Raw genomic sequence first — 14,460 nt, 5'->3', positions numbered from 1 at the left:
AGGCGTGCCGCGGTTACCAGATCGGGTTAAAGAACCGTGGCACACCTTACAGATTGCCACGAACTTTTTATCAATAAGCAATCGAACACGGGTCGTTTAACTATTTTCGTACAGAATTAATAATTTCAATGGCTTGTTTGGTAAGCTCTATTAGCTTATCATATTCCTTATTCTGCATTATTGATTTACTAACCAGTTTACTACCCATGCCAACAGCCACAACGCCCGAATCGAACCATGCGCTCAGGTTTTCTTTACTTACTTCCACGCCACCGGTAGGCATGAAAGAAATGCCCGGGAACAATTCTTTAATAGTAGAAACAAAAGCAGGTCCCAACAAATTACCAGGGAAAAGTTTTATCATTTTAGCGCCCAGCTGTTCGGCCTTAATAATTTCCGAAGGCGTCATACAACCCGGAACCCATAACATTTGCGCAGCATCTGCGGTTTTGGCTACCTCTTCTATCAACCCCGGGCAAATTATATAATCAGTGCCGGCGTCGATAAATGCTTTAGCCATGTCGCTGTTCTTAATGGTACCTACGCCAAGATACATATCTTTTAACTCAGTATCGCATACTTTACGCATTTCCCTGAAATTCTTCAATGCCTGTTCGCCGCGGTTGGTGTATTCAACTGTTCTGATACCGGCTTTATACAAAGCTTTTAAAATGTCTACGCTAACCTGCGTATCTGCATTATAATATAAGGGAAGTATACCTTGTTTAGGTATCAATTGTAACAGCGTTTCTTTCTTGCTCATACCTGGGATTTTATTTAATACGTTATCAATGATTATAATTTCACTTTCAGCACCAGTTTTTTTATTGGCCCTTCACCAATCATGGGTGCATGCACATCTTCAGGGAAAAAAATGGCAAACTGACCAGCCTGTAATTGAAAATACGTATCGGGCTGATCGTTATAAAAGATCACATCTTTCTCGGTATTGTATTCACCTTTAGGCTGCGTGCAGGTATTGCGGGGCCTCCAGCCTATCTGCTCGGTACCCGAGGGGCAAACCTGTATATCGATATAATTATTATGTGCTTCAAATTTTGCATCTGCCTGCTTTACGCCATCCTTTAAAGAAACCGAAGCATGCAGGTCGGTGCCATCTATCCCATACTTACCGGGTTCGATAGCGTTGAGATCCTGACCGGCAATAAACTCAAAAGCTTTGGCAAACCGTTTATGCATGGCAACATATTTTCCGGCATTTGCCAATGTATCAATTATCATAAAATAGGTATTTGTGGTTTAAATAAAAAAATCCGCCTGCATACCCCTGAGGGCATTACAAACGGATTTTATATAGAGATGATTCATTATCGTTGTACGCGTCCTGACGCGTCGCCTTTCATTAATTCTTTTACTTCCGATAAAGTAGCATGATTCAGGTCGCCGGGAATGGTATGCTTTATAGCAGAAGCAGCTACTCCAAACTCCGTGGCATCGGCCAGGCTCATTTCTGAAACCAAACCATAAATAAAACCGCTGGCAAATGAGTCGCCGCTGCCCACACGGTCTACGATACGTACTTCGTACTGGCGGCTATGATAGAACTCTTTGCCATCGAAAGCAAGTGCGCTCCATCCGTTATCAGAAGCACTATGACTTTCGCGTAATGTAGAAGCAATATATTTGAAACCGAATTTATCCTTCATTTGTTTGAATATATCCTTATACCCTTCGAGGTTCAGTTCGCCTTTTGTAACATCGGTTCCTTTGCTTGTAAAACCAAGGCATTTATCAGCATCTTCTTCATTTCCGATACAAACATCTACATACTTGCACAAACGGCTCATTACCTCACGGGCTTTGTCAACCGACCACAATTTTTTGCGGTAGTTGAGGTCGATACTGGTAGTAATACCTTTTGCTTTGGCGGCTTTTAATGCAGCTTCTGCCAATGCAGCGCCTTTATCGCTCAGCGCAGGTGTGATACCGGTTGTATGAAACCACGAAGCGCCATCGAGTATTTTATCAAAATCAAAATCACTTACTTCTGCGTCAGCTATTGAAGCTCCTGCACGGTCGTAAATAACCTGTGATGCGCGCATAGAGGCGCCGGTTTCGAGAAAATAAATACCCAGTCTTTTACCGCCCCTGGCAATGAATTGTGTATCTACTCCATAGCGACGTATATGATTGATAGCTGCCTGGCCCAAAGCATTATCGGGTACCTTGGTTACAAACGTACCATTCAACCCATAATTTGAAACGGCTACTGCTACATTGGCTTCACCGCCGCCATATGTAACATCAAAGCTATCGCTCTGTACAAATCGCTCAAAACCGGGTGTGGATAAACGCATCATAATTTCTCCCAGTGTTACTACTTTTTTCGGCATAGTCGTGGTTATTTTTTAAATTTTTGAAGGTAATGTATTATCTATACTGTTACCAGTTAAAATAGTTTTTAGCGTTGTTAAAACAAATGTCCTGTATCACCTGTCCTATCCATGCTATATCGTTCGGCAGTTCACCGTTCTCAATTTCTTCGCCAAACATATTACACAGCAAACGTCTGAAATATTCGTGGCGGGGATATGATAAGAAACTTCTTGAATCGGTAAGCATACCAACAAACTTGCTCAGCAGTCCCATGTTCGACAAAGCATTTATTTGTTTGGTCATGCCGTCTTTCTGATCAAGGAACCACCAGGCCGAACCAAACTGCACTTTTCCTGCTACGCTACCATCGTTGAAGTTACCGATCATGGTAGCCATTAATTCATTATCGGCCGGATTGAGGTTGTATACAATAGTTTTTGCCAGCTGATTATTGGTATCGAGCTTATCAAGGAAACGGGCCAGTGCCCTTCCCTGCGAAAAATCGCCGATCGAATCCCAGCCTGTATCGGGGCCCAGGCGTTTCAACATGCGGCTGTTGTTGTTGCGTAATGCGCCGAGGTGAAACTGCTGTACCCAGCCTTTTTCCCAATCCATTCTGGCAAACTCAACCAGCATAGCCGATTTGAACTGCAGGTTCTCTTCGTAACTCAACTGGCTGCCGCCTCTTACTTTATTGAAGATGTTTTTAATATCGTTATCGGAGTATGCTTCCGCATAAATCTGTTCAAGACCATGGTCTGAAACCGAGCAACCCATGGTAGCAAAAAAGTCGTGCTGCTTTTTTAATGCAGCGAGGAAATCGTTGTAATTGCCTACCGATACATTGGCGGCCGCTTCAAGCTTTGACACATATGCATTAAAAGTAGCGGCGTCATCAACATTCATAGCCTTGTCGGGCCGGTATGCCGGCAATACTTTTACTTCGAAACCGTCGGCTTTTATTTTTTTATGATATTCCAGGTTGTCGATGGGATCGTCGGTGGTGCACACCACTTTTACATTCATCTTACGCAGCAGGCTGCGTACAGAGTATTCCTTTGTTTGCAGCTTTGCCGTGCAGGCTTCGTACACTTTTTTAGCGGTAGATGAATCTAAAATATCGTATACGTTAAAATAGCGCTGCAGTTCAAGGTGCGTCCAGTGGTACAGCGGATTACGCAGTGTATAGGGCACCGTTGCAGCCCATTTTTCGAACTTTTCGTAATCGCTTTTATTGCCGGTAATAAATTCTTCGGGTACCCCATTGGTACGCATGGCGCGCCACTTATAGTGATCGCCGTACAACCATACCTGGGTTAAATTTTCAAACTGCACATCATTGGCTATCTGGTCGGGAGGCAAATGGCAATGATAATCGATAATAGGCATTGCTTTGGCAAACTCATGATACAATTGCTGAGCAGTAGGCGTTTGCAGTAAAAAATGCTCGTCAATAAATTTTTTCATTTGGCCGAGTTGGTGAATGGTGAATAGTGAATGGTGAATTGGCACTCAACATTCACATCTCTCCTTCTATTTATTAAATGATATTATTCGTGCCTGAACTTAAAACTTAATACTTATTACTTAGAACTTATAAAGAAACCCCACGCTTCCAGGGAATAAAATCATCCTGGCCGTGGCGCACTGCACTGATCTGAATTTCACCGCTGGCTACTTTAATCACATAATCGAGTATGCGCTCACCGGCCTGCTCAATGGTTTCTTCACCTTCGATGATGGTGCCGGTATTGATATCAATGATATCGCGCATTTTATTATATAAAATAGTATTGCTTGCTAATTTTACAACCGGCGCTATGGGATTGCCGGTAGGTGTTCCCAGGCCCGTAGTAAATAAAACAATGTTGGCGCCACTGGCTACTTCGGCCGTAGTGCTTTCAACATCATTACCGGGCGTGCATAAAAGATTCAAACCGGGTTTGGTAACTTTTTCGGGATAATCCAATACATCTGCTACGGGTGAAGTGCCTCCTTTTTTGGCAGCACCGGCCGATTTAATGGCGTCGGTGATCAACCCGTCTTTGATATTACCGGGTGAAGGGTTCATATCAAAACCGCTGCCTGCAGCTACCGCTCTTGCATTATAGGTTTTCATCAGATGCGAAAACCGCTTTGCGGTATCAACCTGTACACAACGGTCGCTTAAACCCTGTTCAACGCCGCACAATTCGGGAAACTCAGAAAGAATTACAGCACCACCCAGCGCTACCAGTAAATCGGATGTATAACCGATAGCGGGATTAGCCGAAATTCCCGAGAAGCCATCACTACCACCACATTCAAGGCCAATGCAAAGCTGGCTCAGCGGAGCCGGTTCACGTTTATTTTTATTGGCTAATACAAGTCCTGCGAATGTATGTTTAATGGCAGCAGCCAGCAGGTCCGATTCCATACCGATCTTCTGCTGCTCCAGAATATACATGGGTTTGCTGAAGTTAGCATCGCGTTTGCGGATCTCTTCTTCAAGAATGCTAACCTGTGCATTCTGGCAACCCAGGCTTAATACCGTAGCTCCGGCTACGTTAGGATGGGTGATATAACCTGCCAGTAACCCGCATAACGCCTGTGCATCCTGCCGGGTTCCGCCACATCCGCCATCATGGGTGAGGAATTTTATGCCATCTACATTGGGAAATAAGCGTTGCGACTCTTCGAGGGCTGCATCTGCCTGCAGATCGGCCTGCAAAATATCTTCAACGCTTTTACCCGTTTTGTATAAATCAATTAATTGTTGCGCCTGATAACGGTATTTTCTGTTTCTGCCATAACCCAGGTCGCGAACGAGCGCTTCCTGTAATACTTCGAGGTTACGGTTCTCGCAAAATACCATGGGTATTACCAGCCAGTAATTGGCGGTGCCTACGCGGCCATCGGGGCGATGGTAACCCATAAATGAACGGCCGGTAAATTTCGATACATCGGGTTTCTTCCATTCAACGTCGCGCTCATCGCGAATTACAAAATCGTTGGCTGCATGTTTTACATTGGAAGTTGAAATTAAACCGCCTTTTTTAATGGGCGATTGGGCTTTGCCCACCAAAACCCCATACATCATGATCGGATCGCCTGTTTGCAGATCGGCAGTCACAAACTTGTGTTTGGCAGGAATATCTTCCTGCAGCTGCCACTCCTGACCATTCAGTGATATTGTTTCGTTCTTTGATAAGTTGGTCAGTGCTACCACTACATTATCATCTTCATGAACTTTAAGGACCCTTTTCTTCATTACGCCAATACTTTTTTGGTCTGATGTATTTGAATTGTTTTAGTAATACCTGTTTCGATCAGGGAAGCCAGATTATCTTTTACTGCCTGTACAAATCCGGGAATACTACTTAAATCGGCGCCCCATAAGGCAGTATCGGCCAATACTTCATCGGCAATTTGAGCGGGCGTTAACCGGCTCCACTTTTCCTCGAAATACGCTGCAAAATCGTCGGTGATCACATATTCCTTACCCTGCCATTCGCCGTAAAATTTATCCTGTTTCTTTTTTACGGGTTTCAAAAATAACAGATAAGCTGCAAATCCAAGAGCTATATTCTCAGGCACCGATTTCATTCTTTCGGCATACTTCAAAATCACCGGCACATTACGCATTTTCATTTTCGAAGTATACTGCATGGTAATATTGATCCAGAGGTGTTCAATATTCGGATTGGCGAACCTGTCTAACACCTTATTGCCGAAAGTTTGTGCTACCTGGTGTTCTACGTCGTAAGGAATGCCCGTTGCTATTTCATTTAACATCAGGCGGGCAATAAAGGTTTGCATATTGCTGTCGTCCATAGCCTGTTTTACCGTACCAAAACCAGCCAGATAAGCCAATCCGCACGATAAGGTATGCGTTCCGTTCAACATGCGTAGCTTAAGCTCTCTGAACAGGTTAATATCGGGAGCAATTACCACCCCCTCGTCTACCGACGCAAAGGTAAGCACGGATTTAATGTGTTCGCCACCTTCTATTGCCCACAGGCGGTAAACTTCCGACATGGTTAACAGTTCATCTTTATAACCGAATTGTTTTTCGAGCTGCTCCTTTATTTTGCTATCGGGTTTTCCGGGTACTATGCGGTCGACCAGCGAGCTGCAGAAGTAGTTACAGGTTTCGAGCCATTGTATAAAAGTGTCATCCAGACCATTTAAATGGGCCAGCTCCAATACAATGGATTCCAGCTTTTTACCATTATCGGGGATCAGTTCGGTAGGAACGATCACCATGCCGCTCTGTCGGCTGCCATCGAAAGCTTTGTAGCGTTCAAGCAAAAATGCCAGCAATTTACCGGGGTAAGATACCGGCGGGTGGCGATGCACATCGTCCTGCACCAGCTGAATACCTACTTCGGTGGTGTTGGAAATAATGATCTGCATGTTCGGGTTGTGCGCGCACTGCAATATTTCGCTCCATTCGTCTTTGGCGCTTAACACCCGGCTTATTGATGAGTTGATGATATTCTCTTCAACCTTTTTGCCATTGTCTAATCCGCGAACGCATAATGTATACAATCCATCCTGCTTATCAAATGCCGACGAATCGCTGTCGGTTGATTTTACCACTACCACACGGCCGTTGAATATTCCCTGCCGGTTGGCCTTGTCAATAAAGTAGTCGGGCAAACCGCGCAACAATACGCCTGTGCCAAACTGTAATACTTTTTCAGGAAGATCAAATACAGAATCTGCAGGGGTTTCGATGTCCTGCGCACCAATGTTTTTCAGATTGTACCTCGAAAGGATCATACACTACGCGTTTAGAATTTTTAAAATCACTTTATTTTATTGTTGATGGCCTGATTGTTTGATTGTTGGGTTGGCTACCGCCCAGCCATCTAACAAAAAACCATTGATCAATTTACTTTGCTAAGATCATATGTATTACAATATTTTCTATCCTGCACTGACCTTGTGTAATGGTTTGATGGTTTAATTGTTTGATTGTTAGGAACCTGAATTTTCAAAACCTGATTGATCCGCAACCTCCCAACAATTTAACAAATTAACAATCGAACCATCTATTTTGATAAAAGCCATTTGGCCAGTTCATAAGCAGCTTTAGCATTTTCATACTCTACAGGTAATTTGCGACCATCGGTATACTCATTGTACAACCAGGGATCGCCTACCGCAAACACAGTTCCCTTACCATATTTTGCCACAGCCAATATAATATCGCCATCCTGTGTTACCAGTGCTTTGGCCGGGGCTTTTGTTTCAATGATGCTTATTTCTTTCAGGTAAACTTTTTTCGTTTGTTTAAATACCTCGTTACCGGCGGGTATTGGCACTGCACCTGTTTCGTACTGATTGCCCTGTACAAAGTTGCGTCCTTTATAGCTGAAAGTAATGCCAAATGCCTTTGCGAGTTTGTTGAAATGATCTATATCACAATTAGCGCTGTCGTTGGCCATCAGTAACAACGCTCCTCCTTTTTGTACCCAGCTGCTGATGGCTTTTACATGGCTGTCTTCAACATAATTGGGGTTTTTATTGTCTTTCAATCCATCCGGATCAACAATGATGTAAACATCCGTTTTTGCCAGGTTAGCGGCAGTAGGCGCTGCCTCGAGCGTATTTAGTTTTGCACCGTAGCTGCTGAAAACATCGCCGAGATAACTGAAGCCGTTATAGCTCATTTCGTTCCAGGTATAATGGGTGGGCACCTGTACTCCGCCGAGGTTCTTTTTAGCTTCGTGATTAAAGTAATAATCAACGGTAACCGTTTTTCCTTTACCCGGTAAAGCAGCTGGCAGGTTTTCCATTTCAGCTCCGGCTAATAAAAAAGCGCCGATACCCTTCCAGTCGTTTACGATCACCTGTTCGCTCATATAATAATCAAAACTACCATCGCGGTAAGGGTTGCCGCCGAGGCCCGATACCTTTACTGTTCCTTTTAACTGTACCTGGCCATTTGCGTTTTTATCGACGAATGTTTTTAAAATGCCTTCATAGCCTTTTTTGGCATTTTGCCAGTAAGTAACAGGCAAATACCCTTTGCGAACGCCTTTCGATAAAGTATATACCAGCATGCACGATGCCGATGCTTCGAGGTAATTTTTAGGTGTAGTGGGTTTATCAACTATATCGTACCATACGCCGCTTTTGGCATCCTGCACTTTCACTACGGCTTTGGCAAAGCGGTTCAATATGGCAATGATCGTATCGCGGCCGGGGTGATTGGCCGGAAAATAATCCAGCGCATCAACCATCGCCATGCCATACCATCCCAATGCACGTGCCCAGAACAGTGGCGATGTGCCGGTTTGTTTACTGGCCCATTTTTGCTCTTTCGATTCATCCCATCCATGATACAACAAACCTGTTTTAGGATCTCTTGCGTGGCGTTCTATGGCTGCAAACTGGCGGGCTATATCATTGAAAGCGGTGTCTTCCTGAAACTGCATGGCATATTCGGCATAAAAGGGCTGCGCCATATATAAGCCATCGAGCCATACCTGTGAGGGATATACTTTTTTATGCCAGAAGCTGCCTTCATGGGTGCGCGGATGATTTTGTAACTGATTGCGCAATATGTCGGCGGCTTTTTTGTATTTGGGTTTTTCTGTTACACGGTACAACAACAGGCACAGCTTGCCATTATTTACGTTGTCGATATTGAACTCTTCGGGATTATATCCTTTTATGCTGCCATCTTCCTGCACCCATGCATCGATGCTTTTTTGAATGTACCTGAAATAGGCGCCATCGCCGGTAGCATACCACAGGGCCTGCATGCCTTTCAGCACCACGCCCATATCGTAGCTCCATTTCGAGGGCTGTATTTTTGCGGAATCGTCCCACCAGCTCATAACCGAGGCCGCCATTCCCTGCGACCAGTTTTCCTTACCGGGCACAACGCCGGCAGGCGCTGAAGTAACACTTTGCTGTGCATTGGCAATAGAGACAGATGCAATTCCTATGGCAATCAATACCTGAGATATCTTCATTGTGAGAAACTTTTTTGTTACCGGTTTCCGGGTACCAGGTATCCGGTATCCGGTAACAGTATTTTTTATTTTATAGTTACATTCTGCTCCGATGCTCCAAATTCATACAATATCTTCTGCTTCGCTTTACCTGCGTCGGTGTTTATTATGCTGATGCCCTGTACACGATCCCCTCCCACTCTGAACAATAACTCTGCGTCGGGTTTATACTGCAGTTTATCGAAAGTAAGGTTATCGCTGTTGATAATATCCACCACCGGGTTGGTTTGCTTACTTAAGATGGTTATGTTCTTAAATGTAATGCCCGATGCTTCCTGTATATCGATGCCCTGATCGGCCTGCAATACCATGTTTTCGAGCTTTACATCTTTTACATGCATTTCGGGTATACCGCGCACAAAAATACCCCTGGCGGCGCCGTTACAAACAACATTTTTTATAACAAAATTCCTGAACTGAGGAGTGGCTTCCGTTACCGGCAGGGTTTCTACCTTGGGCAGTTCGCGTTTTTCGCCGGCCTGCGCCACGGGGTCTACGGCCATGTAGTACATATCGAACAAAATGGCCTCGCCGGCTATATCTTTCATCTGGATGTTGTTCACGTAAATATTCTCTACAATACCGCCACGGCCGCGGGTGGTTTTAAAACGAAGACCAATATCGGTTCCTATGAAAGTGCAATTGGTTACCCACATATTACGGGCGCCGCCGCTCATTTCGCTTCCGATAACAAAACCGCCGTGAGCATGGTATACTTTACAATCGCGGATGATCACATTTTCAACGGGCAAGCCTCTTTTACGGCCGGCCTCGTCGCGACCGCTTTTCATACAAAGGCCGTCGTCGCCTACATCAAATACTGAGTTTTCGATGAGCACATTTTTACAGCTTTCCACATCAATGCCGTCGCCGTTTTGTGCGTACCAGGGATTTTTTACCGTAACATTTCTTACGGTAAGATGCTCACACATGAGCGGATGCAAACACCAGGCAGCTGAGTTTTGAAAGGTCACTCCTTCGAGCAACACCTTTTTGCATTGGGTGAACACGACTAAATTCGGACGAAGAAAATCTTTTATGCTGTTGTAAAATTCGGGTGTTTTTTCGGGACTGATAGCGCCGGGATTTTTCATTTTGGAGGCATTCAACCACTTTTCAGAGGGATACCATGATTTACCATCTTCGCCTACAATACCGCCCGAAGCCACCAGTTTTTTCCATTGTGTTTCGGTGAGCTTGTCTTTACGAACCTGGCGCCAGGCATCGCCATTGCCATCGATAATACCATAACCGGTAACAGCTATATTGGTGGCCTTATCGGCCGATAAGGGGCTTTGGTTGCGCATTTGTGCAAGGCCTTCCCAGTTACCTTCTACAAGGGGATACTGATCAAAATCTTTGGTATACTGTAATAATGCGCCTTTTTGCAGGTGCAGGTTCACATTGCTTTTGAGCACTACGGGGCCGGTTATCCATAATCCTGAAGGCACTACCACAATGCCGCCGCCTTTTTTGCTACAGGCATCAATAGCTGCATTAATGGCTTTGGTATTTAAGGTAATACCATCGGCTACGGCGCCGAAGCGGGTTATATAAAAAGAATCTTTCTTAAACGAAGCTTGTTGTATTACGGGTAAGCTGTTTTGTGCTGCTATACTTAATGGCGACAATAACACAAAAACTGCTGCTGCTTTAAACCATTTGTTCATTACACGTTGTTTACATCAAAGAAATTAGTTATCCGGGAAAACATATTGATCAGTATTACGATATGCGTGTATGCCTGCAGTAGTTTTGTGCCTGTAAAATTAGGCAATATCAGCAATCGTTCGAAAACATAGTTACAGGTTACATGTTTCAGGTTACAGGGAATAATACAGGGAAAACCCCCATGTAACGCAAAACTTGTAACCTGTAACTAAGATAATACCTGTTTTTCACGACAAGTGTACACAGATATTTATACCCACCGAAACGAATATGGAATTTTATTTACGCAAACGTTACCGGCAACGTTCACAAGGGAGAATTTAAATAAAATGCTGGCAATCAACGTAGAATTACCGAAAAACCATACTCCTTTACGCGACTGCCAGCAATAATATAAATGCCTGTGGCATATACATAGCTATAGCGACGGTTTAGTGTATAGTAAAAAAGGGGATTGTTTAATTGCCTGATTGCTTAACTTTTTCTGTTTTTAATTTCTTTATGGTAAGAATATCCTGTCCTGTTGCATCTCCCTGTTCCTGCAGCTTGCCAAATGCGGCAGCCGTAGCATAATCCAATATTTCCTGCGGCGCCTGCTGATGGTAAATTCCATATATCAGTCCGGCCATAAAACAATCGCCACTGCCGCTTCTGTCGCGCACACCTTCACAGGCAAACTCGGTCGATGTGTATTGCTTACCGCCGGTTGATAAGGCAGTATAGTATTTTACATTATTATTTTCTCCGTCGAACCGGAATGTATTCGCTACCGTTTTGCATTTAGGAAATCTTTGCATCATCTCAAGCGAAGTGGCTTGTGCATGATCAAGATAAGCCTGCTTGCTTTTTTTATCATGAATATGCTCATCAAGCGCTGTTCCCAGCAGGGAATGTGCGCTCCAGATATTTCCCATTAACACATCACAATGCGCTGCCAAAGCCGGCATTACTTCCGTTGGTTGCTTACCATATTTCCATAAGCGCGAGCGGTAGTTAAGGTCCATGGAAATAATTATATTCTTTCGGGAAGCGGCTTCAACAGCTTCGAGGCATACATCTGCCACATTTTCATTTAATGCCGGATTGATGGCTGTAAAATTGAACCATTCCACATCCCTTAATACCTTATCCCAGTCCACCATTCCTCTTTTTAGTTCTGAAAAAGAAGAATGATCCCGGTCATATGCCATGCTTCCTTTTAAATCAGCCCCTCTTTCGAGGTAATAAATACCGATGCGGTTGCCCGAAAATAAAATAGACGATGTATATATTCCTTTATATTCCAGGTAATCTATCACATGATGGCTCATAAAATTGTCGGGCAATACAGTAAAGTATTTTACCGGAACATTCCATCCCGCCAAAGCCGTTGCCACATTGGCTTCAGCTCCTCCAACATATAAAAGCATCGGGTTTTTATTTGTCATTTCTTCATTCGAGGCTGGCGATATGCGCAATAATAATTCTCCGAAACAAAGTACTTTCTTCTTATGCATATAGGTACATGGGATATTTAGGAGCGAACAAAAGCCAAATATCGCATTTTTTATAACCGTCTGCAATGATTTTAAACAGCACGGCACAAACTGCTTTTAAAATGTTGAACCGAAGCGCTTTCTTCATCTCCATATGATGTACCTGTAAGCCGGGTATGTCAATTGTCAACAACCGGATTCAGGGATTAAAGGTGAGCCGCACTTTGCAGGGCGGCCCACCTTCCATGACCTGAAAATATTTATTGGTATCCCTGATTCTGTGTAAACTCGGTCTTATTAGTAACTGCATCAATTTGTGTTTGCGGTATTGGCCGCACGGTTTGAAAGGCTTTTATGTATTGAGCGGCATCGGGGTTCAGCGCTTTTACACGATCAATCAGTTTATTGGTTCTTTTTAAATCGAACCAGCGTAATTGCTCGCCGCACAATTCACGGGCACGCTCATCTAATATAAAATCAATGTTTACATCGGTACTGCTGATCTGCATGGCCGCTTCATGGCCCGGAATAGCAGCCCGCTTACGAATGATATTCAGGTAATAAGCCGCAGAATCGCGCTTGCCGATATTAAATTCGCCCTCGGCAGCTATCAGGTACATTTCGGCCAGGCGCATTACAAATACATCCCGGGCACTTTGCGCTTCAGCAGTTGATGCACGGGTTGAATCTTTGAACTTCTTCAGGGATACATAAAACTTTCTTTGGCCGGGAATGCCATTGGAACCATACACCCGCGAAATATCGTAGGTAGTATAGCGTTTGGCATTCATGTCTGAAGCATTAAGCGTGTTTTTTGAAGTATAGCAAACCGTATCACCCACTTTATAATCAAATGAATCCTTTATAAATGTATTCCCCACTGCCCGGGCCGCTTTATTGCAATACCATACTGTTTGAAATGATGACTGGTAACGTGAATCATCATTCTCGTTAAACATATTCAGGAGCGACAACGTAGGCATGTACCGGTTAAAGGGCCGGCCATTGTTAATGTCGCGGATGAGTATCGACGTATTCACCTGGTCATATACCTGCAGGAACATCAGGTGCCCGTTATTTGAACCGCGGCTATGGCCGGTAGGATATGCCGAAGTGGCCAGGTCGTTATTGGTTAAATTGGTTGAATAATCAATAGCCCAGATCACTTCTTTGTTCTTGATATTAGCCATGTTCCACAAATCGCCGAATTTGGCCAGCAGGGTATAACCGTAATTGCTGATCACATCATTGGCCATAGCTATAGCCTGTTCATTCATGCCACGTGTTAAGTACATGCGGGCCAGAAAAGCCTTTGCCACAGGAACGGTGGCACGACCGTAATCGGTGGTTTTATCGGGCAAATTCTTTATCGCAAACTGCAGATCTTCGAATATCTGTTTGTAAAAAGTATCTACCGGAGTTCTGTTGGCTGTAGTTTCAACGCCAACTGCCGGTTGGGTAGTAAAATGAACACCGCCCCAGGTTTCAACAATATGCCAGTAATAAAAAGCGCGCAGGAACCGAAGCTCGCCTTCGCGTGTGGCTTTTTGTGCAGCTGTATAATCAGGTATTGCGGCAATTTTCGAAATACCTGTATTACATAAAAAAACGCCTGCATAAAAATTATCCCACAACAGGTTTAATGCCGATGTGTTGCTTCCCTGCAGGTTATCGTACCTGGTTAATTGCGTATATACATCACCGCTCCCGTTCGTCCATATATCGGTACCCATTTCCGAAACACTGTATCCTTCTTCTTTACCGTACCAGAAACGGGTGTAGGTATACGCTGCATTTACCAGCGTTTCGAACCCTTTGGCATTTGTATAGGCTACATCGGGCGTTAACTGGCTCGGGTTAATTTCGTTTAGTTTTTTGTTGCATGAAGTTCCTGCCACTACTACCGCCAGCAACCAAAGCAATATTGCATGTACATGTATGTTCCTTTTCATATTGCAGTAATTAATTCA

At 44.1% G+C, this 14,460-nt stretch carries 10 protein-coding genes; all 10 read right to left on the bottom strand.

All coding sequences use genetic code 11. The features are described from left to right. Positions 1 to 100: 100 nt before the first annotated feature. Positions 101 to 763 carry a bifunctional 4-hydroxy-2-oxoglutarate aldolase/2-dehydro-3-deoxy-phosphogluconate aldolase gene (locus AC59IL_RS33340; RefSeq protein WP_496556589.1) on the bottom strand — a complete coding sequence of 221 codons (663 nt, stop codon included), beginning with the start codon at positions 761 to 763 and terminating at the stop codon, positions 101 to 103. Positions 764 to 795: 32 nt separating this feature from the next. Next, a complete protein-coding gene (locus AC59IL_RS33335) occupies positions 796 to 1,242 on the bottom strand; it encodes a NanQ anomerase/TabA/YiaL family protein (protein WP_496556588.1) in 447 nt (148 codons plus the stop codon). A gap of 86 nt (positions 1,243 to 1,328) precedes the next feature. After that, a complete protein-coding gene (locus AC59IL_RS33330; protein WP_496556587.1) occupies positions 1,329 to 2,354 on the bottom strand; it encodes a PfkB family carbohydrate kinase in 1,026 nt (341 codons plus the stop codon). Between the two features lie 49 nt (positions 2,355 to 2,403). Next, positions 2,404 to 3,804 carry a glucuronate isomerase gene (gene uxaC / locus AC59IL_RS33325; RefSeq protein WP_496556586.1) on the bottom strand — a complete coding sequence of 467 codons (1,401 nt, stop codon included), beginning with the start codon at positions 3,802 to 3,804 and terminating at the stop codon, positions 2,404 to 2,406. A 127-nt stretch (positions 3,805 to 3,931) separates the two neighbouring features. Next, complete coding sequence (locus AC59IL_RS33320) at positions 3,932 to 5,587, bottom strand: UxaA family hydrolase (RefSeq protein WP_496556585.1); 1,656 nt, start codon at positions 5,585 to 5,587, stop codon at positions 3,932 to 3,934. Further along, entirely contained in the window at positions 5,587 to 7,101 is a 1,515-nt protein-coding gene (locus AC59IL_RS33315; RefSeq protein WP_496556584.1) for a tagaturonate reductase, read from the bottom strand. Before AC59IL_RS33315 ends, AC59IL_RS33320 begins: the two co-directional genes overlap by 1 nt. Positions 7,102 to 7,373: 272 nt before the next feature. Further along, positions 7,374 to 9,305, bottom strand: coding sequence for a glycoside hydrolase family 88 protein (locus tag AC59IL_RS33310; protein ID WP_496556583.1), 1,932 nt, complete (start codon positions 9,303 to 9,305; stop codon positions 7,374 to 7,376). 65 nt (positions 9,306 to 9,370) lie between these two features. Further along, complete coding sequence (locus AC59IL_RS33305) at positions 9,371 to 11,014, bottom strand: glycoside hydrolase family 28 protein (protein ID WP_496556582.1); 1,644 nt, start codon at positions 11,012 to 11,014, stop codon at positions 9,371 to 9,373. A 459-nt stretch (positions 11,015 to 11,473) separates the two neighbouring features. Beyond that, on the bottom strand, positions 11,474 to 12,511 hold the full coding sequence (locus AC59IL_RS33300; RefSeq protein WP_496556581.1) for a sugar kinase: 1,038 nt from the start codon (positions 12,509 to 12,511) through the stop codon (positions 11,474 to 11,476). Between the two features lie 239 nt (positions 12,512 to 12,750). After that, complete coding sequence (locus AC59IL_RS33295) at positions 12,751 to 14,442, bottom strand: RagB/SusD family nutrient uptake outer membrane protein (RefSeq protein ID WP_496556580.1); 1,692 nt, start codon at positions 14,440 to 14,442, stop codon at positions 12,751 to 12,753. Positions 14,443 to 14,460: the final 18 nt, after the last annotated feature.

Source organism: Niastella sp. sgz303648 (assembly GCF_059587045.1).
Note: the sequence above shows the minus strand (reverse complement) of the source record. Positions and strands in the feature narration are given on the sequence as shown.

Bases quoted from the DNA above. Each gene is read 5' to 3' on its own strand.
- AC59IL_RS33320 (WP_496556585.1), bottom strand. From the start codon at position 5,587: ATGAAGAAAAGGGTCCTTAAAGTTCATGAAGATGATAATGTAGTGGTA.
- AC59IL_RS33335 (WP_496556588.1), bottom strand. From the start codon at position 1,242: ATGATAATTGATACATTGGCAAATGCCGGAAAATATGTTGCCATGCAT.
- AC59IL_RS33315 (WP_496556584.1), bottom strand. From the start codon at position 7,101: ATGATCCTTTCGAGGTACAATCTGAAAAACATTGGTGCGCAGGACATC.
- AC59IL_RS33330 (WP_496556587.1), bottom strand. From the start codon at position 2,354: ATGCCGAAAAAAGTAGTAACACTGGGAGAAATTATGATGCGTTTATCC.
- uxaC (WP_496556586.1), bottom strand. From the start codon at position 3,804: ATGAAAAAATTTATTGACGAGCATTTTTTACTGCAAACGCCTACTGCT.
- AC59IL_RS33300 (WP_496556581.1), bottom strand. From the start codon at position 12,511: ATGCATAAGAAGAAAGTACTTTGTTTCGGAGAATTATTATTGCGCATA.
- AC59IL_RS33305 (WP_496556582.1), bottom strand. From the start codon at position 11,014: ATGAACAAATGGTTTAAAGCAGCAGCAGTTTTTGTGTTATTGTCGCCA.
- AC59IL_RS33295 (WP_496556580.1), bottom strand. From the start codon at position 14,442: ATGAAAAGGAACATACATGTACATGCAATATTGCTTTGGTTGCTGGCG.
- AC59IL_RS33310 (WP_496556583.1), bottom strand. From the start codon at position 9,305: ATGAAGATATCTCAGGTATTGATTGCCATAGGAATTGCATCTGTCTCT.
- AC59IL_RS33340 (WP_496556589.1), bottom strand. From the start codon at position 763: ATGAGCAAGAAAGAAACGCTGTTACAATTGATACCTAAACAAGGTATA.